At 49.4% G+C, this 22,958-nt stretch carries 32 protein-coding genes and 1 pseudogene; 31 read left to right on the forward strand and 2 right to left on the reverse strand.

The features are described 5' to 3' along the window. Nucleotides 1-100: 100 nt before the first annotated feature. The 16 genes from B5F54_RS07580 (at nt 101) to B5F54_RS07655 (ending at nt 10,443) form a co-directional block, all read left to right on the forward strand. A complete protein-coding gene (locus B5F54_RS07580; RefSeq protein WP_087232649.1) occupies nt 101-481 on the forward strand; it encodes a hypothetical protein in 381 nt (126 codons plus the stop codon). A gap of 869 nt (nt 482-1,350) precedes the next feature. Further along, the gene (locus B5F54_RS18255; protein ID WP_275532226.1) at nt 1,351-1,485 is read left to right on the forward strand and encodes a hypothetical protein; all 135 of its coding nucleotides are present in this window, start codon (nt 1,351-1,353) and stop codon (nt 1,483-1,485) included. Further along, the gene (locus B5F54_RS07595) at nt 1,472-2,725 is read left to right on the forward strand and encodes a PBSX family phage terminase large subunit (protein WP_242969661.1); all 1,254 of its coding nucleotides are present in this window, start codon (nt 1,472-1,474) and stop codon (nt 2,723-2,725) included. The genes B5F54_RS18255 and B5F54_RS07595 overlap by 14 nt, the downstream gene beginning before the upstream one ends. Beyond that, nucleotides 2,722-2,943 (forward strand): hypothetical protein, encoded by a 222-nt coding sequence (locus B5F54_RS07600; protein ID WP_087232660.1) that lies wholly within the window; start codon nt 2,722-2,724, stop codon nt 2,941-2,943. The genes B5F54_RS07595 and B5F54_RS07600 overlap by 4 nt, the downstream gene beginning before the upstream one ends. Further along, nucleotides 2,940-4,319 carry a hypothetical protein gene (locus B5F54_RS07605; protein ID WP_087232663.1) on the forward strand — a complete coding sequence of 460 codons (1,380 nt, stop codon included), beginning with the start codon at nt 2,940-2,942 and terminating at the stop codon, nt 4,317-4,319. Before B5F54_RS07600 ends, B5F54_RS07605 begins: the two co-directional genes overlap by 4 nt. A gap of 2 nt (nt 4,320-4,321) precedes the next feature. Continuing rightward, nucleotides 4,322-5,455 carry a phage minor capsid protein gene (locus B5F54_RS07610; protein ID WP_087232666.1) on the forward strand — a complete coding sequence of 378 codons (1,134 nt, stop codon included), beginning with the start codon at nt 4,322-4,324 and terminating at the stop codon, nt 5,453-5,455. A gap of 97 nt (nt 5,456-5,552) precedes the next feature. Further along, nucleotides 5,553-6,107: a phage scaffolding protein gene (locus tag B5F54_RS07615; protein ID WP_087232668.1), complete on the forward strand. Its 555-nt coding sequence runs from the start codon at nt 5,553-5,555 to the stop codon at nt 6,105-6,107. Nucleotides 6,108-6,127: 20 nt separating this feature from the next. After that, nucleotides 6,128-7,009: a hypothetical protein gene (locus tag B5F54_RS07620; RefSeq protein WP_087232671.1), complete on the forward strand. Its 882-nt coding sequence runs from the start codon at nt 6,128-6,130 to the stop codon at nt 7,007-7,009. A 68-nt stretch (nt 7,010-7,077) separates the two neighbouring features. After that, nucleotides 7,078-7,317 (forward strand): hypothetical protein, encoded by a 240-nt coding sequence (locus tag B5F54_RS07625; protein WP_087232674.1) that lies wholly within the window; start codon nt 7,078-7,080, stop codon nt 7,315-7,317. 13 nt (nt 7,318-7,330) lie between these two features. Beyond that, nucleotides 7,331-7,684: a hypothetical protein gene (locus B5F54_RS07630; RefSeq protein ID WP_087232677.1), complete on the forward strand. Its 354-nt coding sequence runs from the start codon at nt 7,331-7,333 to the stop codon at nt 7,682-7,684. Next, a complete protein-coding gene (locus tag B5F54_RS07635; protein ID WP_087232681.1) occupies nt 7,678-8,052 on the forward strand; it encodes a hypothetical protein in 375 nt (124 codons plus the stop codon). The genes B5F54_RS07630 and B5F54_RS07635 overlap by 7 nt, the downstream gene beginning before the upstream one ends. Further along, nucleotides 8,049-8,471: a minor capsid protein gene (locus B5F54_RS07640; RefSeq protein ID WP_087232684.1), complete on the forward strand. Its 423-nt coding sequence runs from the start codon at nt 8,049-8,051 to the stop codon at nt 8,469-8,471. Before B5F54_RS07635 ends, B5F54_RS07640 begins: the two co-directional genes overlap by 4 nt. 2 nt (nt 8,472-8,473) lie before the next feature. Further along, complete coding sequence (locus B5F54_RS18075) at nt 8,474-8,917, forward strand: hypothetical protein (RefSeq protein WP_242969662.1); 444 nt, start codon at nt 8,474-8,476, stop codon at nt 8,915-8,917. Continuing rightward, complete coding sequence (locus tag B5F54_RS07645; RefSeq protein WP_242969663.1) at nt 8,918-9,406, forward strand: hypothetical protein; 489 nt, start codon at nt 8,918-8,920, stop codon at nt 9,404-9,406. It begins immediately after the preceding gene. Beyond that, complete coding sequence (locus B5F54_RS07650) at nt 9,407-9,880, forward strand: hypothetical protein (protein WP_087232686.1); 474 nt, start codon at nt 9,407-9,409, stop codon at nt 9,878-9,880. It abuts the gene before it with no gap. 11 nt (nt 9,881-9,891) lie between these two features. After that, nucleotides 9,892-10,443: a Gp15 family bacteriophage protein gene (locus B5F54_RS07655; protein ID WP_172749629.1), complete on the forward strand. Its 552-nt coding sequence runs from the start codon at nt 9,892-9,894 to the stop codon at nt 10,441-10,443. Nucleotides 10,444-10,487: 44 nt separating this feature from the next. On the opposite strand, the gene B5F54_RS07660 is transcribed toward B5F54_RS07655, so the two are convergent. Continuing rightward, a complete protein-coding gene (locus B5F54_RS07660) occupies nt 10,488-11,192 on the reverse strand; it encodes a DUF4352 domain-containing protein (RefSeq protein WP_087232692.1) in 705 nt (234 codons plus the stop codon). Between the two features lie 148 nt (nt 11,193-11,340). Here B5F54_RS07660 and B5F54_RS17600 point away from each other — a divergent pair, with 148 nt between their 5' ends. From B5F54_RS17600 to nrdD, 14 genes and pseudogenes are all read left to right on the forward strand, one after another. Beyond that, nucleotides 11,341-11,514: a hypothetical protein gene (locus tag B5F54_RS17600; protein WP_172749631.1), complete on the forward strand. Its 174-nt coding sequence runs from the start codon at nt 11,341-11,343 to the stop codon at nt 11,512-11,514. A 126-nt stretch (nt 11,515-11,640) separates the two neighbouring features. Next, nucleotides 11,641-11,916 (forward strand): hypothetical protein, encoded by a 276-nt coding sequence (locus B5F54_RS07665; protein WP_087232695.1) that lies wholly within the window; start codon nt 11,641-11,643, stop codon nt 11,914-11,916. Then, on the forward strand, nt 11,913-12,185 hold the full coding sequence (locus tag B5F54_RS07670; protein ID WP_087232698.1) for a hypothetical protein: 273 nt from the start codon (nt 11,913-11,915) through the stop codon (nt 12,183-12,185). The genes B5F54_RS07665 and B5F54_RS07670 overlap by 4 nt, the downstream gene beginning before the upstream one ends. After that, entirely contained in the window at nt 12,182-12,946 is a 765-nt protein-coding gene (locus B5F54_RS07675; protein ID WP_087232701.1) for a BRO family protein, read from the forward strand. Before B5F54_RS07670 ends, B5F54_RS07675 begins: the two co-directional genes overlap by 4 nt. A 151-nt stretch (nt 12,947-13,097) precedes the next feature. Continuing rightward, nucleotides 13,098-15,584 (forward strand): hypothetical protein, encoded by a 2,487-nt coding sequence (locus B5F54_RS07680; protein WP_087232704.1) that lies wholly within the window; start codon nt 13,098-13,100, stop codon nt 15,582-15,584. A gap of 23 nt (nt 15,585-15,607) precedes the next feature. Next, nucleotides 15,608-15,955, forward strand: a complete 348-nt coding sequence (locus B5F54_RS18405) for a DUF6711 family protein (RefSeq protein WP_087232707.1) — start codon at nt 15,608-15,610, stop codon at nt 15,953-15,955. Nucleotides 15,956-15,957: 2 nt separating this feature from the next. Next, nucleotides 15,958-17,649, forward strand: coding sequence for a hypothetical protein (locus B5F54_RS07690; RefSeq protein ID WP_087232710.1), 1,692 nt, complete (start codon nt 15,958-15,960; stop codon nt 17,647-17,649). 11 nt (nt 17,650-17,660) lie between these two features. After that, entirely contained in the window at nt 17,661-19,214 is a 1,554-nt protein-coding gene (locus B5F54_RS07695; RefSeq protein ID WP_087232713.1) for a BppU family phage baseplate upper protein, read from the forward strand. Nucleotides 19,215-19,226: 12 nt separating this feature from the next. Beyond that, nucleotides 19,227-19,622, forward strand: coding sequence for a hypothetical protein (locus B5F54_RS07700; protein ID WP_087232715.1), 396 nt, complete (start codon nt 19,227-19,229; stop codon nt 19,620-19,622). Beyond that, complete coding sequence (locus tag B5F54_RS07705; RefSeq protein ID WP_087232718.1) at nt 19,619-20,062, forward strand: hypothetical protein; 444 nt, start codon at nt 19,619-19,621, stop codon at nt 20,060-20,062. The genes B5F54_RS07700 and B5F54_RS07705 overlap by 4 nt, the downstream gene beginning before the upstream one ends. Nucleotides 20,063-20,189: 127 nt before the next feature. Beyond that, a complete protein-coding gene (locus B5F54_RS07710; RefSeq protein ID WP_172749633.1) occupies nt 20,190-20,927 on the forward strand; it encodes an N-acetylmuramoyl-L-alanine amidase in 738 nt (245 codons plus the stop codon). An 11-nt stretch (nt 20,928-20,938) separates the two neighbouring features. Further along, a complete protein-coding gene (locus tag B5F54_RS07715) occupies nt 20,939-21,226 on the forward strand; it encodes a hypothetical protein (RefSeq protein WP_087232723.1) in 288 nt (95 codons plus the stop codon). A gap of 13 nt (nt 21,227-21,239) precedes the next feature. Then, complete coding sequence (locus B5F54_RS07720) at nt 21,240-21,542, forward strand: hypothetical protein (RefSeq protein ID WP_087232726.1); 303 nt, start codon at nt 21,240-21,242, stop codon at nt 21,540-21,542. A gap of 31 nt (nt 21,543-21,573) precedes the next feature. Further along, nucleotides 21,574-21,687 (forward strand): annotated as a pseudogene (gene nrdD / locus B5F54_RS17295) (anaerobic ribonucleoside-triphosphate reductase); the annotation flags it as partial. Between the two features lie 189 nt (nt 21,688-21,876). On the opposite strand, the gene B5F54_RS07725 reads toward nrdD, so the two are convergent. Continuing rightward, on the reverse strand, nt 21,877-22,134 hold the full coding sequence (locus B5F54_RS07725; RefSeq protein ID WP_087232729.1) for a hypothetical protein: 258 nt from the start codon (nt 22,132-22,134) through the stop codon (nt 21,877-21,879). A gap of 185 nt (nt 22,135-22,319) precedes the next feature. Here B5F54_RS07725 and B5F54_RS07730 point away from each other — a divergent pair, with 185 nt between their 5' ends. Further along, entirely contained in the window at nt 22,320-22,943 is a 624-nt protein-coding gene (locus B5F54_RS07730; RefSeq protein WP_087232732.1) for a DUF6514 family protein, read from the forward strand. The last annotated feature ends 15 nt before the right edge of the window (nt 22,944-22,958 follow it).

The raw sequence follows: 22,958 nt of genomic DNA on the forward strand, positions 1-22,958 counted from the left end.
AACTTTCTACCCAAGCAGAAAAAGATGAAATTTTTTGGGAACATGTTGACCGCGTAGTGATCGATGAGCTCAAGATGCCTTTTGATAAGGAGGGGGAAGATTGATAAAAAAAGAAGACCTTAATCAATACAGAGACATATGCGCAGAAATAGAGGAGATAAAAAAAGAAGCGCTACTCCCTGTTGCGGATACAGTGAGGGGATCATCAGAAGAATACCCCTATACTGCACACACTGTAAAGATACAAGGAGTCGCGCAAAACGAAAGGGCTAAAAACCGAATAACATACTTACAAGAAAAAAAGGAAGAGATAGAACGCGTTATTGATAGGATGCCAAACAGCAGGGCCCGAAGGATCGCATCTATGAGGATAAAAAAAGGAATGAGTTGGGACGCAATTGCCGCGAAAATGGGGGGAGGAAGATCGCCGGACAGCGAAAGAAAAACTTATAGCAAAGCGCTTGAGATTGTCCTAAAATAAATTCCGAAACTTCCACAAATTCCGAAAAATCCCAATATAATAAAAAATAGAGGGTTCATGGATATGTGCTCTTTTCATGCGCACCTCCTTTCATAATATTTTTCTCCTTGGTCCATGCCGTGCCGGGGGTCAGACCGGCGCGGCAGACATGCGGCAAAGAGTGTAATACCGGTGCAACTCCGGAAGGCCGCGCCAGGCGTTTGACGGTAATCGGGTGGCGTAGATTACCGGAGCCGCAATGCCGCCGCTATGCAGAGGGCGGATTAGAAATACTGCGCTATCCGGCCCAGCGCCGGACAGAGGGAAACCGTCTTTGACGGATGTTATATAAGCGCCTTACCAGTTGGTGGGGCGCTATTTTTATACCTTGGAGGTGATCGGATGCCGCTATGCCCGTTGGATGGCCATTGCGCCTACAATAATCGGAATGTTTGCGGGGTGGATTATTGCCTATTTCCTATCGGAGGATGCCCCCATGATCTGTTGCGAGACCCGCCGGGGGATCCGGTGCTGTACCGGCGGGCGCTGGGCGGCACGATCGCCGTGTTAGCCGCGATGGGGCGGCCGGAGGACGATGCAATACTGAAGAGGTTGAGGGAGCTATTCCGTACAAGTTTGGCAAGGCCCCAGGATAGGGGCGGTGGATGATGGCTAACAACGAAAAAAATCTCGTTCCAATGAACCGCCGAACGAAGGAAGAACAGAGAAGGATTGCGAGTGCTGGCGGAAGGGCTTCGGGGGAAGCTAGACGGGCTAAAAAAACTATGCGAGAGTATGCAGACTTTCTGCTGTCTCTACCAGTTACAGACGGTAGAAAGTTCAACAAGCTGTCTCGGCTAGGGATCCCGCTGGAGGAAATTAATAACAAGATGGCCGTGATTGTTGCGTTGGTACAGGCAGCGCAAGCAGGGGATGTATCCGCCACAAAGGAATTGCGGAGCATCATCGGTGAAGACAATGTATTCGATAACAATGAGGGGGTGCAGATCATTGACGACCTATAAGCTCTCGGAGATCATTTCCCCGGCGTTTGCCCAGTCCCACCGGGCTGTCAAATCCGGCTCCATCAATGAGCTGATCGAGAAGGGCGGACGCGGCGGTTGTAAAAGCAGCTATTGCAGCATTGAACTGCTCTTGCAGTTGTTAAAGCATCCAGAATGCCATGCGGTCGTTTTACGTAAAATTGGCAATACCCTTCGCAGCAGCGTCTATGCACAAATCTGTTGGGCGATTGCAGAAATAGGGTTATCACAAAAGTTCCGATGTACGGTATCGCCGATGGAATGCACCTATCTCCCCACGGGGCAGAAGGTGCTCTTTTTTGGCTTGGACGATCCTGGAAAGCTTAAGTCCATTAAAGTGTCATTCGGTTATATAGGTATCGCCTGGTTTGAAGAACTTGACCAATTTTCAGGACCGGAAGAAGTCCGCAACGTGGAACAGTCGCTTTTTCGCGGCGGCGTTTATTCGTTGGCGCTTAAAAGCTTCAATCCGCCTGCGATGGCCCGTAATTGGGCGAACCAGTATGCTTTGGAAAGAAAAACTGGAAAATTGGTACACCACAGCACTTACTTAGAGGTATCAACCGACTGGCTAGGGCCACGCTTTTTGGCGGATGCGGAACACCTACGCCATACCAATGAAACCGCCTATCGGCACGAGTATCTGGGCGAAGTAGTAGGCAGCGGAACGCAAGTGTTCGAGAATCTGAAATTAGAGCCCATCGATAACGGGACGATAGAGAAATTTGAACGACGGTTACACGGCATAGACTGGGGTTGGTATCCGGATCCGTGGGCATATAACGGGTGCAGTTACGATGCCGCTCGCAGAACCTTGTACATATATGACGAACTAACACGGCGCAGAACAAGCAACCAAGATACTGCTCAATTGCTTATTGCCCGTGGTGTGTGTCAAGAGAGCGATCGAGAGGAATATCTGACAGCAGACAGCGCAGAAGAAAAGAGCTGCGGGGATTATCGTGCGATGGGACTGCCATGCCGTGGAGCAGAGAAAGGGCCGGGCAGCGTGAAGGCGGGCATGAAGTGGCTGCAAAGCCTTAGCTGTATCTGGATTGATCCGGTTCGGTGTCCGGATACCGCGAAAGAGTTCGGCGAATACGAGTACGAACGCGATAAAAAGACCGGTGAAGTCTTGGAGGGATACCCGGACGTAAATAATCACCATATCGACGCGGTGCGATACGCAACGAACCGAGTTTGGAAGAGGAGGGGCGCATGATAAAGCGTTTTAATGTCTGGTTACGGGAACGGTTCTTACCGGAATGGGCCAGACGGCAGCTAGTAGAAGAGAATGAGAAATTAATAAAGCAATTGGCAGAGGAACGCAGGGAGATAAAACAGATGGAGGCATATATTCAAGGATTGCACGATGGACTACGCCGACAGCGGCAAGTAGTTATCCATAATCATGCAGTGAAAGGGGAAAGCGAAGAATGAGCTTTTTCGGCGCCCTTTTTAATAACAAGATCTATCATTTTGAACAGGCATATCCAGGAGCGAAGGACTATACTACTCCGGCTATGCAGAAGGCCATCCAGGACTGGTTTCAATTGTATTTCGATAATGAAGTGACAGAAGAAGAGGATCCCTGCCAACGGTTACCCTATACGATTGTAAATAAATTGGCACGGACCTGTTTTGCAGAATATGAAGTTACACCCGCAAAGGAAAATTCCTTTGCGACAGAAGTATTGAGAGGATTAGAGACCGTACGAAAAAAGGCCATGCAGCTCGCATTGATCGGTGGAGAGGCATGGTTAAAGCCAGTGCCAAGGCCCAATGGTTTTTCTTTTACAGTGATGCGTCGGGATATGGTGGTAGTGTTAGGCCGGGGGGCGGATGGTGAAGCTACAGCCCTGGGAAGTGCAGAGATTACACAGCGGGACGGGAAGTTTTATACGCTACTGGAACGGCGTAGCTTGGATGAAGCAGGGAGACTGGTTATTGAAAACAAGCTGTATTGTAGTTGGGACGGCCAAAGTTTAGGCGTGCCAGCTGCGTTGGACACATTACCGGAATATGCGGATTTACAACCGGAGGCTGTGATCGGTGCAGTCGATGGGCTGGGCGTAATAAGCCTGCGTGTGCCGTTGGAAAACTGTGTGGACGGCAGCGCAGATGCAGTGAGCGTATATGCGGCAGCGGCCGGCCTGATCCATAATGTTAACCACAACGAACGGCAACTGAGCCGGGAATTCGAGAACGGGGAAAGTCGGGTGTTTGCTTCTGCGGACATCTTAGACAAAAGGAAGAACGGCAAGCGGTGGCTTCCGCCCGGTTTATTCGTAGGGATTGACGACGATCTCAAAAATACGGGCGTAACCATTTTTTCTCCTGCATTGCGGCAAGAGAGCTTCTTGGCTCGCAAAAAGGAATATCTGCGGAATGTGGAGAGCTTGATCGGTTTAAAACGGGGGATTCTTGGAGAGGTGGAGGCGGCGCAACGTACCGCTACCGAGGTTACCAGCAGCCAAGGCGATTACAGCTTGACTATACAAGACCTGCAACAAATGTGGGAGAAGGCCGTACGGCAAGCATTTGTGGTATGTGGTAGATTGGGAACGCTGTATAAGGTTCAAGGAGCTGTAGAGTTGGATCCCGATCAATCTATTGCTATGGATTGGGGAAACGGCATTTTATACGACAAAGACAAAGAGTGGAGCCAAACCATGCAGTTAGTAAGTGCTGGAATGCTGCGGCCGGAGATCGCCCTGGCGTGGCATTATGGTTTACCTTGGGAAACGCCAAAAGATCTGGAATATGTGAGGATAAAGTATATGCCAGAAGTGGAGAGGATGACGGGTGATGAATAATTATGTTGACACCGGAACAAATCGAAGCTCTCCGAGACGCTGCCAGCCATATTACAGATCCGATAAATGATTATCTAATTGGAGATATTGCACGGCGTATTTCCGAGGCTGGGCAGCTTACCAGTACAGCGGCCTATGAGGTATGGATGGCGCAGCAGCTGGGAACATCACAAAGACAAGTAAAAAAGGAAGTGCGTAAAAGGTTAAAGGTTTCCAATCGTGAATTAAAAAAACTGATGGCACAGGCGGCGGAAGTGGGATATGATTTTGATTTGAAACGCCTACCTGTACAAGCGGTACCATTCCGCGCAAATGAAAGCTTGCAACAGATTGTTGCCGCAGCGGTTGAACTCGCCGGAAAGGATCTCAACAACATAACACAGACGTTGGGAATGGTGGACCCTTTTGGAAAAGCGCTGCCTTTACAGGACGTATACAGATCCTGCACAGACTTTGCTTTTAAACAGGTCATTACAGGCGCTTCCGATTATAATACGGCGATCCGTACGGCTTGCGCCAATATCGCGAAATACGGCGTGAGGACCATTGATTATGAAAGCGGTGTACATACCTCGTTGGAAGCTGCTGTCCGGCGAAATATTATGGGCGGATTGGGTCTTATGAATGAACAAATCGAGCAGGTCAATCACGATGAAATGGGCTGCAATGGTTGGGAAATCAGCGCTCACGCCAACAGCGCGCCGGATCATGAACCAATCCAGGGGAAACAGTACAGCGATGCAGAGTATACGGCGTTAAACAACAGTCTTGTCCGCCGGATTGGTACGCTGAATTGTGGTCATGTTGCCTTCCCCATTATTTTAGGAATCAACAGTCCGCAATATAGTGACGCCGAGCTTACGGATTTACGACGGCAGAATGAGGTGGGAATTACCTATCAAGGGATACATTACACCGGATATGAAGCTACACAGATGCAGAGGAAGATAGAACGGTCTATCCGGATGCAAAAGAACCGCATTCTAGTGGACAAGGCTACAGGCGATATAGATAAAAGGACGATCGATCAGATCAAGCTACGCCAATTGAACGAAGAATACCGGCGTTTTTCCCAGGCAGCGGGTTTACGGACAGAATCGGAACGGATGTGGATAGCCAAGACTAAAGAAATGTAATGCTTAAATCTATTTTTGACCGGACCGAAGTCGTAAAACTACGGGACCGCAGGGGAGGCAACCCCTGTTAACAAAGCGTAGCGGGGAAAGGGACAATATGAAACGCGAATTTTTGCAAAACTTTAAAGTCGGCGATCAATCGTTGCCGAAGGAAATCATTGATGCAATTCTGGATGAGAATGGTAAGGACATCGAATCTGTAAAAGGTAAGTATGCGGATTATGATGCGATCAAAAAACAGCTCGATGAGGCCAACAGAACGATTGACGGATTCAAAGACATGGACATTGATGCAGTGCGGAAAGAGGCGGCCGATTGGAAGCAAAAGGCAGAGCAGGCGGAAAGGGATGCCGCGGAAAAAATTGCAACGATCCAATTTGACGGACTTCTGGACAGAACCATTACAGGGGCAAGAGGCCGAAACACAAAGGCAATAAAAGCGCTTCTGGACCTTGATACGTTGAGGGCCAGCAAAAACCAGGAAACCGATGTGAAAGCCGCATTGGAGACTCTGAAAAAGGACAGCGGTTACCTGTTTGAAGACGCAGAAACCCCGCCGCCCTATGCAGGAGGAACTGGGACGCAGAAACCCGGATCTGGGTCGGATTCCGCATTGCGCAAAGCAATGGGACTGCCAGAGGCAGCAAAATAATTTAGAAATGAGGGAATCAAATGGCAAACGCAATTGAACTGGCAAAGAAGTTTATCCCCATGCTGGATGAAGTGTACAAACTTTCTAGTCTGACTGCTGTGCTGGACGGCGCGGCGGAATTGGCACAGCAGGGAGCTAATGCAAATGAACTGATTATACCAAAGCTGGATATGCAGGGATTGGGCGACTATAACCGCAACAGTGGTTATGTGTCCGGCGACGTCACCTTGACCAATGAAACAGTCAAGTGTAATTTTGACCGTGGTCGGATGTTTACGGTCGATTATCTGGATAACTTGGAGAGTGCAGGCATTGCTTTCGGCCGGCTGTCCGGTGAGTTCATCCGCACGAAAGTTGTTCCGGAATTGGACGCATTCCGATTTGCGACGTACGCTTCTGCCAGCGGTATTTCGAAAGTGGCTACCGGCGCAGCGCTTGCTGACGGCGCCGCAGTTGTAGCCGCTCTTAGAGCAGCCGTAAGTGAGATGGACGAAGACGAGGTTCCACAGACCGAACGTTATCTGTTTATCACTCCCACTTTACTGGGAATGGTACAGGATATGGATACGACCAAAAGCCGCGAAGTGCTGCAAAACTTTGCCGGAACGGTGAAGGTTCCTCAGACTCGTTTCTACACCGCCATTGAACAAAACGATGGCACCAGTAGCGGCGAAGAGGCCGGCGGCTACAAGAAGGGCACCGGCGCGGCGAATATTAATTTCATGATTATTCATAAAGCGGCGGTCATCCAGTTCCAGAAGCACGTTGCGCCAAAAATCATATCTCCAGAGCAGAATCAGACGGCCGACGCCTATAAATTTGGCTACCGCAATGTGGGAATTGCTGACGTGTACGAGAATAAGGTCGCGGGGATTTACCTGCACCATCAGGCCGCGGGCTGATATGGGACGTTTGGTAGGCTTGACCTTTGAAGTGAAAGCGCCGGAAAAAGAAAGGGGCAGCAAGACGGATGGCAACCATAGACGAAAGACTCCTGGAACCGGACGGCAAGCCGGAAATTCGAGAGAACTTCAATCGGATTCTAAGCCTGTTCGATGATGGAGGAGGTGTTCCCGGTCCACAAGGGGTAGGAATTAAAAGTATCACGGGGACGATTGACGGAACCAATAAGCTCACCCTGGTTTTTACACTGACGGATGATAGTACGCAGACGGTGGAAGGAACCATCACGCCTCCCACGACGGTATAGGAAGGCTGTTGACATGACAGATTACGCGTTCTATATGACAGTATATTTGGGCGACTCTATCCCGCAGGAGGACTTTGACCGGCTAGCAAAACGGGCGGAAGAGCAGATCGCCCGGTATAAGCGTATTTATCGGGTGGATGCGCCGGACGCGAATAGCGAAAATATGGCTATTTGTGCGATGGCCGACGCGTTGTACTATTTTGAAACTGCGCAGAATGGCGGGATCGTAACCAGCTCGTCGATTGGAAGCGTTTCCAGCAGCCAGAAGACCGATGCGATAGACATCAGCCCTAAAGCGCAGGCAGCAGAGCTGTATCGTTGTGCCTGTCAATATCTGGATATTTACCGGGGGTGCAGTCTATGTTAAGTGTGCGGCATAAATTGGGATCGCCGGTGGATTATTCCAAATGTAACCAGACGGTGACTATTTACCACAAAGATCATGAGCGGTACACAGCTACTATCGTGTATCAAGCCTTTCTGGACTTCAAGAAGACGCAGAACGTGGACAAGACCGGCAGTCAGGAAACAAATTCCTTCCTGCTGGTCATCCCCTGCGATTCTCAATGCGTTTTTGTGGGCGATAAGGTGTTGTTAGGCGAGGGTCCAGAGATTGCTACACGGGAAGAATGGGCAGGCTTTATCCCCGCGAAAGTACCCGGATTGGTAGTTGTAAAATATGTTGATCCTAAGTACTGGCAGGGACGATTAATACATGTGGAGGCGGGTGGATGAATGTAAAGCTACAACTGCTTCCAGCGACACAGATTGTCCGGAACAAAGGATTGAGCAAGGACGGAGATGTTCAGCGGTTCCATACAGCGAATGTCTTACGCCGAATCATTAAATACATGCCGTATCGTACGGGGGAGACCATAAAAATTACTGTTGCACAGACAAACATCAATAAGCCGCAAATCGTTACAGATGTCCCTTATGCCCGTTTTTTGTATTATGGGATGGTTATGGTTGGAATAAATAGCGGCAGTGCTTATGCACGCAGAGGTGAACCGAAGCGTGTGACAAACCGCCCGATTACCTATACGAAAACAAAAAATCCACGCGCTGGCCCTTACTGGGATAGGGCGCTTGTAGCAGCGGAGGGGGCGGCAATGACAGCCGATCTACAGCGGTACATAGAAACTAGGAGATAGCTATGACGGATCTAGAAAAAATCCGGGGGTGGATCGCCACCTACCCGGATTTTAACATCTTGGAGAGATTTCAGGTTGACTATACAGATCAGCTTCCAGCCAATGGTGGTCTGTTTCCCACGGGGATGGTTGAGGTCAGCCGCGCGGAGGATATACTTGGAAATGTAACCGTGGAAAACCAGTATAATTTTGGCTTGTACTGTGTGCTTGAGAAAGCACCGGGGGATGACGCAGGCGCAGAAATCAACGCAGATTGGGTGATGGGCTTCCAGAAGTGGGTGCAGGAACAAAGCGTCCGTGGATGCGTACCCCACTTTGGGAATACCCAAGAAAAAGAAACTGCCAAGGCTCAAAACGGAGTTCTGTACGAGCAATCCGGTGAAGGCACAGCGGTTTATATGGTGCAGCTATCTGTACAATTCAAAAAATATTTCGAGGTGATTTGATTGGCAAAGATTGAACGAAAATATCTTGCGCATTATGTGAATGCCGATACCACCGGTTCGTCACCGGAGTATGTGCGGCTTGGAAAGGATCTGGAAGAGTATTCTCCGGAGATGTCCGCAGAGGTGGAGACCACAAAGAACATTTTGGGCGAAACCAGTATCAACATATCCAGCTATGAAAAAACCGGAAGCGCAGAACCCTATTATGCAGAAAAGGACGATCCCCTTTTCGACCGGCTACAGGCGATTATTGACGGCAACCTTGTCCTGGACGATCTGAAAACCGACGTAGTGGAAGTAAAGTTGTGGGAGACGGAACAATCTGGAGCATATCCTGCCACGAAGGAAGAGGCATATATCGAGATTACATCCTATGGCGGCGATACTACAGGCTATCAGATTCCCTTTACGTTGCACTACACCGGCGTAAAGACGGAAGGAACCTTTAACCCACAGACGAAAACGTTTACGGAAGGCGACGGTGAATAAATGGCTGAAAAACTGAATTTTGACGATGGAATAAAGGAATACGAGGTAAACGGGCGAGAACTGCTCCGTTTTAACCCATCGGATCCAAATGTCTATAACCGTTTCTGCGAGTTATATGAAGAACTATCAAAACTCGAAGAGAGCTATGAAGCGGAACTGAAAAGGTTGGAGGCAGAAACCACAGACGACGATGTGGAATCCAGCGGCAAAGCTCTCAAACTGATGCATGACATTGACGCGAAAGTGAAAGCGCGTCTGTCTTACGTGTTCGGCGAAGGGAACGATTTTGACCGCATAATGGGCGGTGTCAATTTGATGGCGATTGGAAAGAACGGGGAACGTATTGTAACCAACCTGCTTGCTGCGTTACAGCCTATCATCGAGGATGGCATTCGCCAACATCAATCCGATGCCGCCGCAGAAGCCGTGGCCGCTGCCAAGCTCAACCGGGAGCAGCGCCGCGCGAAGAAATGACCGGGTGGGACTTGCCGGAATTTGCGGAGATTGGCGGTAAGACTTATCGAATCAATGCGGATTACCGGGATATTCTTGATATTATTACCCGACTAAACAATCAAGAAGAGAGTGAACAAACGCGCTTATATGTCGCGTTAGCGCTCTTTTATGAGGATTTTACGGACATGCCGCGGAAGGATTATCAGGAAGCTGCCAACTGGATGATGCGCTTTATCAGCTGCGGAGAAGAAGAGACGGATGCCCATCCGCGACCAAAACTCCTTGATTGGGAACAGGATCGCAACATGATTGTGGCAGATATAAATAAAGTGGCAGGGTGCGAGGTGCGTGCCCTGCCCTTTTGCCACTGGTGGACATTTATCGCGTGGTTCAACGCTATAGGGAAAGGGCAGCTTTCCACGGTGGTTTCCATCCGCGACAAGCTTCGCCGGGGGAAGAAACTCGAAAAATGGGAGCAAGAATTTTATCGGGATCACAAGACACAGGTGACCTTGAAACAGCGATACACAGCGGAAGAATTGGCCGAGCGGGAACGCCTGAAAAAGTTATTAGGAGAGTAAAAAACCGCGCCCCTATGGAGGGCGCGGTTAAGTAACAAAAGCATTTAGTTTAATTTAAATTCGATGTCAGCGTCAGAACTAAAAATACTGCCTGTGTACTGCAAAATTAATTCAGGGTCATTGATAGGCTCTTCAAAGGCGAGTGTTCCGGAAATTGTCCCGCCAGGGGCCAATTCCCCACTAGACAAAGCCGTGTCGGTGTTAATCGTGGTGAATGTGATATCCGTAATTTGACCTTGGCTGTTTTTGATCTTAAAGTCATACGGATTGTAAGAGATATTTTCGTCAGTGCTATTATTTTTATACTGCACGGTTACGACGATATATTCCATGCCGTCTTTCGGTTTATCGTAGGTGCTGCCGCTGGATTTTTCAACTTTTGTAACGGAGAGCTCTACGTCATTGTATTGCGCGGTCTCATTCACCCCGTACACTTTATCTTCCAATGCTTCTGAGGAAACCTGCACTTCTTGGCTGACCTCGGTGCTGTCTTCTTCCGAGGAGATCAGTTCGGACGCAGAACTTGAAGAAGATGATGTGTCGTCCCCCTCCCCAAAGATGGATCCGATGATACCAATTACGACTAACACACCCAGCACAATGAGTACAATTTTTAAAGGTCTGCCCTTTTTCTTCGGTGGTTGCGCAGAAGCATTGGTTTGTTGCACCGCTGACGGATCTATAGGAGCCCCACAATTTGGACAATATTTCGCTGATCCAACATCAGTGCCACATTTTGGACAATTCATAATTCTACCTCCCTAAATTTTACAATTTATGCATATTATAATGCTTTTCGACAAATTCTGCAAGAGAAAAAGAAAAATTTTTTAAAAGCCTCTCGATTTGTTGCGCGCAACATGTTATACTGTTACACGTAACAAGGAGGTGAAACGAGTGGCTCCTGAAAGTAGGGCTGAGTACTTCCGAGAGAGACGCACAAAATTCAAGTCATTTTCTGTGGCCGTAGAACGAGAAAAGATGGAACAGTTTGAAAAAAAATTAAACGATTCTCAAACTACAAAAGCAGAGTGGTTGAACAAAAAAATTGACGAGGAACTCAGCAAATAAAAAAATAACGGAAACGCCCTCCCGTGGAAAGTTGAGCGAATCCGTTATTACACCAGAGGTTACCCATCTGATAAATCCATTCTATCATGGTGGGGCCTCTAATTCAAGAAGAAAGAGGTTTTTTACATGGATAAACAATTGACAAAGGCACAAGTGCAAGATTTATTTGCGAAAGAAGCCGTACTTATCGGCACAAATGATGGCGTTCCATTCCATCGCGTGACACAACTTTTTGGCAGCAAAGCGGCGAATTATGGATTTAGCTTTGAAGGAGGCAGAAACGTCTTTGGGATTGGTGATTACCAGCTATCTTATTTAACCATCAGAGGGTTCTGCGGTGCGGCAGCCTATCACAATGTCGAACTAATTCACAATGACCTCGAGGAGGTGCAGTCGGCATGAACGAGATCCAGAAAGCCCGTACCACATTGGCTAAGATGCTGTTGGACCTGTCAGACGAGGCCCTAGAGTATGTATGGCGGCCTATCATCTATGCCTACTACTACACGGATATGCGGGACCCTGACCGGTTGACAGACGACGACTCCAAGCGACTGGCGCTCATTATCGCGGTTGCCCATGAGTCGCCGAATGTGATCAATCGCTTGGAACAGCTAAACAGAGTCTTATGGCAGATTAAGCTGAAGAAACAGAAAGGAGCCGCCGTATGAATGAGTTGCAAATTTTTAATAACCCAGAGTTTGGGGAGATAAGGACTGTGGAAGTGGACGGGGAACCTTGGTTCGTTGGAAAGGATGTGACCCTGGCGCTTGGATATAGCGACACAGATCAGGCCCTTAGAAAGCATGTCGATGAAGAGGATAAGCTGACCCGTCAATTCAACGGGTCAGGTCAAAACCGGGTTATGACCATCATCAACGAATCCGGCCTCTATTCTCTGGTTCTGTCCAGCAAGCTGCCCGGAGCAAAGCGGTTCAAGCGATGGGTGACGGCGGAAGTCCTCCCCTCCATCCGCAAGCACGGTGCCTACATGACGCCGGAGACTTTGGAGGCGGCTATCCTCAACCCCGACACAATGATAAAGCTTTGTACAGCGCTCAAGGACGAACAGGACAAGCGCAAGGCGCTGGAAGCGGCTAATTCCGCATTAACAGTGGAAAAGCAGATCATGCAGCCAAAAGCAGAATATTTTGACGAATTGGTTGATCGAAATTTAAATACCGGAATACGGGAAACGGCAAAGGAATTGGAGATTAAGGAAAAGAGCTTTGTGGCTTTTCTTCTGGATAAACGATATTTGTATCGGGATAAAAAAGGGAAACTACAGCCTTACGCCCAATATGCAAACGATTTGTTTGTCCTGAAAGAGTGTTACAACGAAAAGACACAATGGGCTGGAACCCAACTTCTGGTTACTCCCAAAGGACGGGAAACGTTTAGATTACTGTATCTGAATCTGAAAACCGCTTAAAGTGTGTCTCCACTTCCGTAAGGGGCAAGTGGATTGAAAGAAATAAATCACACATAGTAGCATAAAAGACGGACAGTGACAAAGAAAACCGCACTCCATCAGGGGCGCGGTTTTCTTATGCTCATTTTTACGCCAGATCGGAGGTGAAGGGTTGGCAGACGGAAAAGTAATTATCAGCACAGAATTAGATAACAGCGGTTTTAAAAGAGGAATATCTGGACTCCAAGGCCAATGCAATGGCCTGAAAAGCGTTATATCCAGCATTGGTAAAACGATTGCCGTAGCGTTCAGCGTAGGAGCTATTATTAATTTTGGCCGTCAGTCTGTGAAGGCAGCATCCGACCTGTCCAGCGCTATGATAGGTTTGCAAAGCATCGTGGATGGGCAAGGCCGCAGCTTTTCACAGGCGCAGTCTTTTATTGAAGATTACATAAAAGATGGCCTTGTGCCCATGCAAGATGCAGTGACCGCCTATAAAAATCTTTCCATGCGCGGCTATGATACCACGCAGATTGAACAAACCATGACGGCGCTAAAAGATGCGGCGGCCTTCGGCCGGCAGTCATCTCTGACGATGGGACAGGCAGTTGCATCGGCGACGGAGGGCCTCAAGAATGAGAATTCTGTCCTGGTGGATAATGCAGGTGTAACGAAAAACGTATCTGTTATGTGGAAAGAATATGCGCAGTCCATCGGCGTCGGCGTACAAAGCTTAACAAAAGAGCAGAAAATCCAAGCGGAAGTCAACGGAATTTTACAGGAAACGAAGTTCCAAACGGGAGATGCTGCGAAAGCGGTGAATACCTACGCGGGGCAAATGTCCATGCTGAGTTTTAACTTTCAGCAGCTGAAAGTAGCCGTTGGAAATGCGATTATACCAGTTGTGCAAGCCGTACTTCCAGCGATCAATACGATTATATCCGCCTTGACATCTGTTGCAAACCTGATTGCTCAGATCACGACAGCCTTATTCGGAAAATCTACTAAAAGCGCACAGAAGGCTGCAACGGCAACCAATAGTGCTGCCAATGCGCAGAATAATCTCGCCGACTCCACGGAAAAAGCTAATAAAGCAGCCGATAAGCAGCTTGCTTCCTTTGACGAGCTGAACATTCTGAAAAAGGATAGTGCAGGCAGTTCTTTGGGGGCGTCTTCTGGCAGCACTGCGGGCGGAGGCGGAACGGCTGCCGAGATCCCCGTTTTGGCGGGGGAGATTGGTTCTGAAGTAACAGTAAGCCCCAAAGTGCAACAAGCGGTTGATTTCATCCGTGGGCTGTTTGAAAGCGTAAAACAGACAATCACGGATGTCGCCGACTATGTAAGGACGAATTTTGTTCCCCCGTTCATCGAGGCGGTCAACATGGTTGCGCCCCAAGTAGAGCGGTTTAAGTCCATCCTGTCCGGAATCTGGTCTGATATTGGTGATCTTGCAGAACCTCTGAAAGCCTGGTTTACGAACGATTTTACTCCTTTTCTGCAAAATAGTATTCTGACATGGGGACATATCGTATCGGGGCTGTTTGACACTTTCAATATGGTTTTCTCGGACATCTGGTCACTGGTAATTCAGCCAATCCTGGATAAGCTTGCCACGACGGTGCTGCCGTTTTGGACGGAGTTTGCCAATCAAGTCGTGTTGACGTTAGGACCAGTTTTTGATTTCATAAAAGCAATTTTTGATTCCGTTTGGAAAGATGTTATCGCGCCATGTCTGGATTTTATTGTGCAAGCATGGTGTGATCTATGGGACATTGTCAAGCAACTTTGGGATGAATACGGAGAACCAATTTTTGAAGCACTCCGTGAAGCAATCACCGGTATAAAAGATACGTTTTTAAACGCTTGGAACACCATTATCAAGCCTATTTTTGACAATATATTCCAAGTCTTAAAAAAGTTATGGGACGAGCATTTAAAACCCCTAATTGCCCAGATCGGGGAGTTCATCGCTAAATTGGTACAAGGGGCGCTGGAAATCTACAATAAATTCATTCTTCCGGTCTACAATTGGTTTGTCAAAACTTTAGGCCCTCCGATTGTGCAGGTAATCAACTGGATCACATCCACTATTGGGACGATCGTCGGCGTCATAGCAGATGTTGCAAAAGGCATATTCAAGTCGCTGGGCGGGATCATCGATTTTGTTACTGGAATTTTTACCGGGAATTGGGAAAAAGCGTGGAACGGAATCAAAGATATATTCGGGGGGATTTGGGATGGTTTTATATCCATAGTGCGGGGTCCAATTAATGGCATCATAGGCTTAGTTAACAAGATGATTAATGCCATCAACGGTATGATTCGTAATGTCAACAAAATTCATATCGACCTACCGGACTTTCTGGGCGGCGGATCCTTTGGATTTAACATACCGACGATCCCTAACATCCCAAAACTTGCACAAGGCGCAGTTATTCCGCCGAACCGCGAATTTATGGCCGTCCTGGGAGACCAAAAGAGTGGTACGAACATCGAGGCCCCGGCGGACCTCATCCGGCAAATCGTGAGAGAAGAGCTCGAAGCACTGGATATGCAACCGCAAGTTGTGGTCAAGGCCACTGGCAGCATGGGGGCTTTGGTGCGCCTGCTGAATTTGCAAGTTGATCGGACAAACAAGCGCTATAGCCCTGTGGGATAAAGGAGGGACCAAAACTGAAAGCATTGCTCATCGACGGAAAAGAACCGAGGGCGCCTGATAGTATACAGTTCGCCCTTCAAGACCTTTCCAGCGAAAATTCCGGGCGGGATATGGCCGGAACTATGCATAAGGACGTCGTGGCACAAAAACGATCTCTAAACTGCAAATGGGGTCCTATGACCATGCAGGATTGTGCGTTTTTGTTGAAGCTCGTGAACAAACCAACCTTCGATGTGACATACCCGGATCTATTGGATGGAAAACCTGAGACCAGGAAATTCTATGTTGGGGACCGAACAGTCCCGATCTTACGGATACGTGAGGACGATGTATACGTCAGCAGCGTATCCTTTAATTTTATTGAGGTGTGACTATGTATACTACCACAGATTTGTATAAGCGCCTGATCCGGCAGCCCGGGCGTCGGCAGATGATAGGCGGCACAATTACATTGGCCGACGGGACGATAATTGACCTCACTCCGCGAAATGTTTCAGAGGGAGGGCTTGAAGTCTCTACCGCTACCAGCCAACAGGGAGCGTTCACCTTGGGCGGGGCGGTAGTGGGGGAAGCAAATCTCGCGCTCATCAACCACGAAAAACAATTTGAAAACGCAGATTTTACGGAGTCGGTTCTTCGGCCTTCTATGGGGCTATTGACGCAACAAAAATGGGACGGCACACAAACGATTGAGCGGGTGCCGCTGGGCGTCTACACAGTAGACAATGCTGACAAAACCAACTCAACAGTAACTATTTCGGCGCTGGACAATATGGAGAAATTCGAGCGTCCCTATAGCGATAGCGATCTTACATATCCGGCCACGCTGAAGCAAATCGTATCGGATGCTTGCGCGGTCTGCGGTGTAGCACTGGCAACACCAGATTTCCCAGGCTCGGGTTACACCGTGGCGCAAAGGCCCGATGAAGAGAACATTACATTCCGTGAGATCGTAAGCTATGCGGCGCAGCTAGCTGGATGCTACACCCATTGCAACCGAGACGGTGCTTTGGTGGTGGATTGGTATGATCTTTCCACCACGCCTTACCAACCGACGGGAGTGCAGTCGTCCGATGTGGCTGCAGCCGACATAACGATCACCGGCGTGCAGCTTATCCCACAGGATTCCAATGTTGCGCCGGTCAAGGCTGGCACCGAAGGATACATCGTAAAAATCAACAATAATCCGCTTGCACAGGACAATTTACAAGCTCTGGTGGATGCCCTAGCTGAAAGGCTGGTCGGTTTTAGCTTCCGGCCTTATACGGTCGAGTGCTTGTCAGACCCGTCGCTCAATGTGGGCGATACAGTGCGTATTACGGACCGGTATGGGAATCAGCATGTCAGTTTTGTGAGCAACATCGTCTATGCACCGGACGGGACTATGACGATCACCGCCGATGCGGAAAGTAAATTAAGCAATGCGTCCACGCGTTTCACGGCCGCAGAAAAACTACAGGAGCAGGTCAACAAAGTGGAGGATACCGTTACAAAGCAGGGGACAGAGATCAACCAGAACAAACAGGAGATTGAACTGAAGGCATATAAAGATCAAATTATAGCGACCATCAACATCAGCCCAGAAGGAATCAAGATCAGCGCAGATCGGATTGACATCTCCGGGCTGGTCACGATGTCAGACCTAGAGGGGGAAGGTACTACCATTATCAACGGCGCCAATATCACGACCGGCCGGATTGAGTCGGAAAACGGTGATTGGTGGCTGGATCTGGAGAGTGGCGATGTTTACCTTTCAAAGGGGACGTTCTCCGGGGAAATCCGATGGGGCGACGACAATTACATCGAACAAAATCGTAACGGTGATACCATCATTTCAGCGGCAAACGACGTCACGATCCTCACCGGAGGAAACCGTGGGAAACTAGACATAGCAGGAGATGTAACCTGTGATAGTGTGGACTGCAACCATGTGTACGGATCGACCGTAGAGGCCGACGAGCTGCACGCGGCTAATGGGTATACCGGAGAAGTCGGTATTACTCGCAGCGACGGCAGCACAAGAATCATGGAGTTCGAGGATGGTATATTCCTCGGCTATGTGTGAGGTGATTGAAATTGACCAATGAAGCGGTTAAGCTGAACGCCTGGAAAGTCAGCGCGGATACCGTGATGGCGGTGCAGGGAGAGGTAAACGGCCGTACACTTACAGTGACGATTATCGACCGCAGTGGAGAGCTGGACAGCACCAGCAACGCAGAAGTAATTGACCGGCCTCTTGATCTCACCGGGAAAACCGTGCAGCTGTATGTGGGGAAGCCGGACGGAAAAGCATGCCTGCTGGATGGATCCGTAAAGGATGCAGAAAATGGTATAGCCGAGTTCACCCTATCGCAACAGAGTACGGCAGTCAAAGGAAAAGCGTCTTTGGAAGTCTGGATAACGGATGCGCAAGAGAACACGCTGAAAATTATCGGGCTTACGCTGGATGTGAAGGCGTCGGGTGAAGCTGATATCGAGAGCACAAACGAATTCCAGACACTTTTACAGGCCACCCAGGAAGCAAAAGCCGCCGCAGAAGCGGCAAACAATGCGGCCAATACCGCAAACGAAGCCGCAGAAGACGCCGATGTAGCGACCCAAAACGCGAACGCCGCTGCGGGAAGTGCGAATGCAGAAGCCGTAAAAGCCAGTCAAGCCGCGTCAGATGCCGATGAAGCAGTCATCCGAGTGAACACAGCGATCCAAAATGCTGCAAACGCCACGCAAGCAGCGAACACAGCCGCAGACAACGCCGAATCTAAGGCGGAAGCGGCTCAAACGGCAGCCGATCGCGCGAATGATGCTGCTGACAAGGTGGATGACGCACTGGCGGGGGAAATCGGTCCCGCCATCGAAGAAGTGATTGACGGACAGAAAGGCAAAGCGAATGGGCTCGCCAGTCTCGGTAGTACCGGAACAATTCCCACATCGCAAATCCCGACCCTGCCAAGCACAAAATTACCGACCGTCCCTGTCAGTAAAGGCGGAACTGGAAAAACGAGCTGGTCATCGTCCCGAATGATTTATGCGTTATCAAGCACCTCTTTAACACAGCTTGCGTTTCCATCGGTCGCCGGGTCAATTCTGCGCCAAGGGCGGAGCGGTGCCCCCTACTGGACGCCGCCGGAGGATATGTGCGACGCGATCGGAGCGGTGCCCGATACGCGCACAATCAACAGCCAACCTCTATCAGATGATGTGGCCCTAGATGCTGACGACATAGGAGCACTACCCCGAACAGGGGGACAGGTTGACGGCAGTCTACGCATCGTGGCACCGTCTCTGTATCCGCAAATCTCCCTACAATCGAATGATGACACGGAAACCCGTTTGGGAGTTGTGGAGCACAATCTAACCACAAAATCCGTCTATCTATATAACAAAGCCTTGGATGGCACAACCTGGTCACGCATAGAGCTTTTTGACGAGGACACGGACCTAGCAGGGATCGTAGAGCTGATCGTACAGACGTCAAGTGGTAGAGGCACATATCGTCTATACGGCACGCACAATGTCACGGTTATTGACAGCACGCCCACGGAATTTATCGGAGAAAACGTCATAGCATTTTGCACATCCAACCACAGCATCTATCGTGGCATCGATGGCGCGAACGTGCGGTTTTATTAAGGAGGGACAAACTTGTACCAAATTAAAATTGGAGATCAAACCTTTGACTTGTCATGCATCAACGTCGATCGAGATAGCTGTATTATCCAAACCCCCGGCAAATATAACGTCGATGAGATAAAAAACGCATTTGCATCTGGATTGGATTTTACCGTATTAGTGAGTGTACAAAGCACAGCCGAAACCGGAGAGACCACTGTCCAGACGGCTGAATACCCGTACACAGGATATGTGCGCGCAGGAGATCCCGAGAAGGTGACTGTAAACAACGCGCAACGAATCCAGGTTGTGCTGTACAAGTCCGCAGATGAGCCCGGCGAAGGGGATGACCTTGCCGAAAAGATGGCATCCCTAGAGTCGGATTTTAACGGCATGGTGGCCGCAATCGAGAGGGGGCTTGCGTTATGAACGACAGACTGATGGAGGCGTTATCCAGCGCCATCTACGTGTTAAAAATGTATCTTGCAGGCGCAGCAGTAACAGAAGACGACCAACGCATCCGGGCGTCAGGCCTGTATCCCGATTGGTTGGCAGGGAATCACGTCGTCGGAGATGTCTGCAATGCCAACGGCCAGACTTGGGAGTGCTACCAGGCCCATGACAATGCAACCTATCCAGATATTAAACCCGACAACGCTGCGTGGTACACGTTCTGGCGGCCGCTACATGGCAAAACCCCGGAAACGGCTAGACCTTTTGTCCCTGTTCAAGGCGCACACGATATTTATCGGGCCGGGGAGTTCATGATTTGGACCGACGGAAATACGTATGAATGTGTAGACCCGAACGGTACCGCCTATAGTCCCGCTGATTATGCACAAGCGTGGAAATTGATACCAAAAAATTGATGGTTAATTTGCCTGTATAGACAAAAAATCGGGTTTAAAAACCCGAATGATAAAGGGGGAATGTAATACGAATATTAAGCAGCATCCAAGCCCAAACCACGGGAGCCGCAACGGTTGGAAGCCGGATATGATCGTCAACCATATCACCGCGGGAAGCACAGCGACAGGAGCGCTTGCTACGCTATGCAATCCTGCAAGGGAAGCTTCGGCGCATTTCGTCGTTGACAAGGACGGAACGGTCTATCAATTGGTAGCGCTTGACCGTGCGGCCTGGGCCAACGGCACCAGCAACGTTGCCACAGACAACCGATATTATGGGCGCTCTAAGCTGGCAGCAGTACGGGACCGGCGGGTAAACGCCAATCTCTACACCATCAGCATTGAGCATGTCTGTGTGAGCGGCGGGACTCTGACCACGGAACAGCTTGCAGCAAGCATCGATCTGCACCGGTACATCATCGGGGAAGTAAAACGTCTCTATGGTGTCGCCATCCCGGTTGACCGGGCACACATTGTCGGGCACTGCGAAATCAATCCGGTGACGAAACCGAACTGTCCGGGCAAGGATTTTCCATATAACAGAATCTTGGAGGGATTACAAAACGTGGCTATTACAAGCGATACCAGCGGGACAGTAAAAATCAAACGCGGCGGCTACTACACGGCGAAGTTTTCCGGCGCCAATGCGACCCAGATTCAGGTGACCGCAGGGACAGGGGATGTAGTGACCATCGTGCCGATCAACCGTGGAGAGGACAAGCTGGCGGCGATCGTGCCGATTGGAAAACCGGGAGATATGACAGGCATCTACACCACCGCCCCGGGCGGACAGCCGGTGAAACGGTTTGTCGTACAGATTGTGTGAGGAGGCGACCTATGGATCAGGACAACACCATCGCAGTTCAAGCATTGGACAGCGCAAAATCTGCGCACCATCGTCTGGACCGCCTGGAAGATGAGGTCAAGGACATCCACGACCTCGCTGCGGCAATGGCCGCGACCAGGCAGGAGATGTCTGGCGTACAAGCGGACATCCGAGAGATCAAACAAAGCGTGTCAAAATTGACCGCTCGCCCCGGAATCTGGTGGGACAAGCTGGCTGCGGCGGCCATCGGCGCAGCGGCAACAGGAATTGTGGCGGCAATTTTGGCCCAGATACTTTAAAGGAGGATTACATATGGATTTCAATAGCTTTCTGAGTTGGGACATTCTGGCGACCTTCGCGGGTGTAGCAGCCTGTACGGGCCTGCTTACCCAAATGCTGAAGAGCGTGACGGCTAAGCTACCAACGCAGTGGCTGTCTTACATCATCGCTGTGGTGCTGCTGGTAATCACTACCGCGGCCACGGGCGGTTGGATGCAGCCTTGGACGGTATGGGCGTTGGTGCCACTGAATGCGGCCTTGGTCAGCCTGGCAAGCAATGGCGCGTATCAGGCGCTCGTACGGGCGAGAGGTAACGGCGATGGCAGTAAAGCCTAATTCCCACGGACTGGTCGGTGAGGGCGTCGGCTTTGAGAGAATCCGCCGGATCACCGGCTACCTAGTCGGCACAACCGATCGTTTCAACGATGCAAAGCGTGCGGAAGTACGCGACCGGATAAAACACGGGTTGATAGGTGGATAAAAAATGTGATGCCCGTAGAATCTCTTGATATGGAGATTCTACGGGCATTTTCTTGGTCGTTGTTTGGTCGTTATTTGTGCTCAAAATTACAAAAATCACAACGATTTACAAAAGATATGCCATTTAAAAATGGCTTAAACACTGGGTTTTTGCGTTCTAATCAGTTTCACGAGTATTAAAATTTTGAGTTCAAGTCTCGTCTCGCGCACCAAGTTTGAAACCTTGAAACCCGCATGAATGCTGGGTTTTAAGGTTTCTTTTTTTATGTTCGATCAACATTTTGATCAACAATTTTGCAAACTTGATCAACAGAGAAAAATGGACTTCCCATTTTGTCATACGAACTCCAAAAGCCGCCGGGTTTACCGGCGGCTTTTTCATTGCCAATTTGTTCAAACAGCAGATCGATGTATTTTTCTTAATACCAGTCCCTTTACTGAATGCCATTCTCCAGCGAAGGGCAAATCCACCAGATTGAACCGAACGATGCGAATGCCCCGCCCATATGTTCCTTTTGCACCCGAAATCATTCCATAAAAACAATCTTTTCGACACAAATAGGTTTTTTATGACTTTGTGAAACTTCCAGATTTATAGTATGATTACGATACGTTCAGGAAAGAGGAGATTGTATGGAAGATTACCGAGCCATTATTGGGGAGAATATTCGACGGCAGCGCAAACGCCGCCACATGACGCAGGAGGACTTGGCGGATCTGACGGGGATGCAGCCTTCCTCCGTAGGAAAAATCGAGCGGGCCCAGGCCAATCCAAATCTAAATACCCTCCTGCGCGTTGCGGATGCGTTGGAAATGGATTTGCCGGAATTGTTGGCAGCTCCATCCTCAGAGAGGATGAACGGGTATCTGCACAATGTCTATTTGCCAGCGCTTCCGGAGCCGAACCGTTCTGCCGCCCGGGCGCTGCTACAGATTCTGAACGATGTTGTAAATATCGAATTGGACAGCAGTTATGTCCAATCCCTGGTGGCGCAGGTTCTTCGTTTGATCCGCCACAGCTTTTATGAGGTGATTTCTTCCAGGTGTCGAGATACGATGTATCGCGGGCTTCGGGTCTACGGGATAAAGGCTACATTTTACGCGATGGGGCGTGCCGAACGGGTCAAAGTGATCCCCGACCTCTCAACGGACCGAAAGGCCGTTGAACGCTTCGTGGCGCAATTGAACCGGAATTTCGTCTCCTATGACAACTTTATGGATCTTCTTGAGGACTTTATGGGCGGCGATGAATGGTAAAAAGTCTAATACATT

This window comes from Anaeromassilibacillus sp. An250, assembly GCF_002159845.1.
In the GTDB taxonomy this organism is placed as follows: domain Bacteria; phylum Bacillota; class Clostridia; order Oscillospirales; family Acutalibacteraceae; genus Anaeromassilibacillus; species Anaeromassilibacillus stercoravium.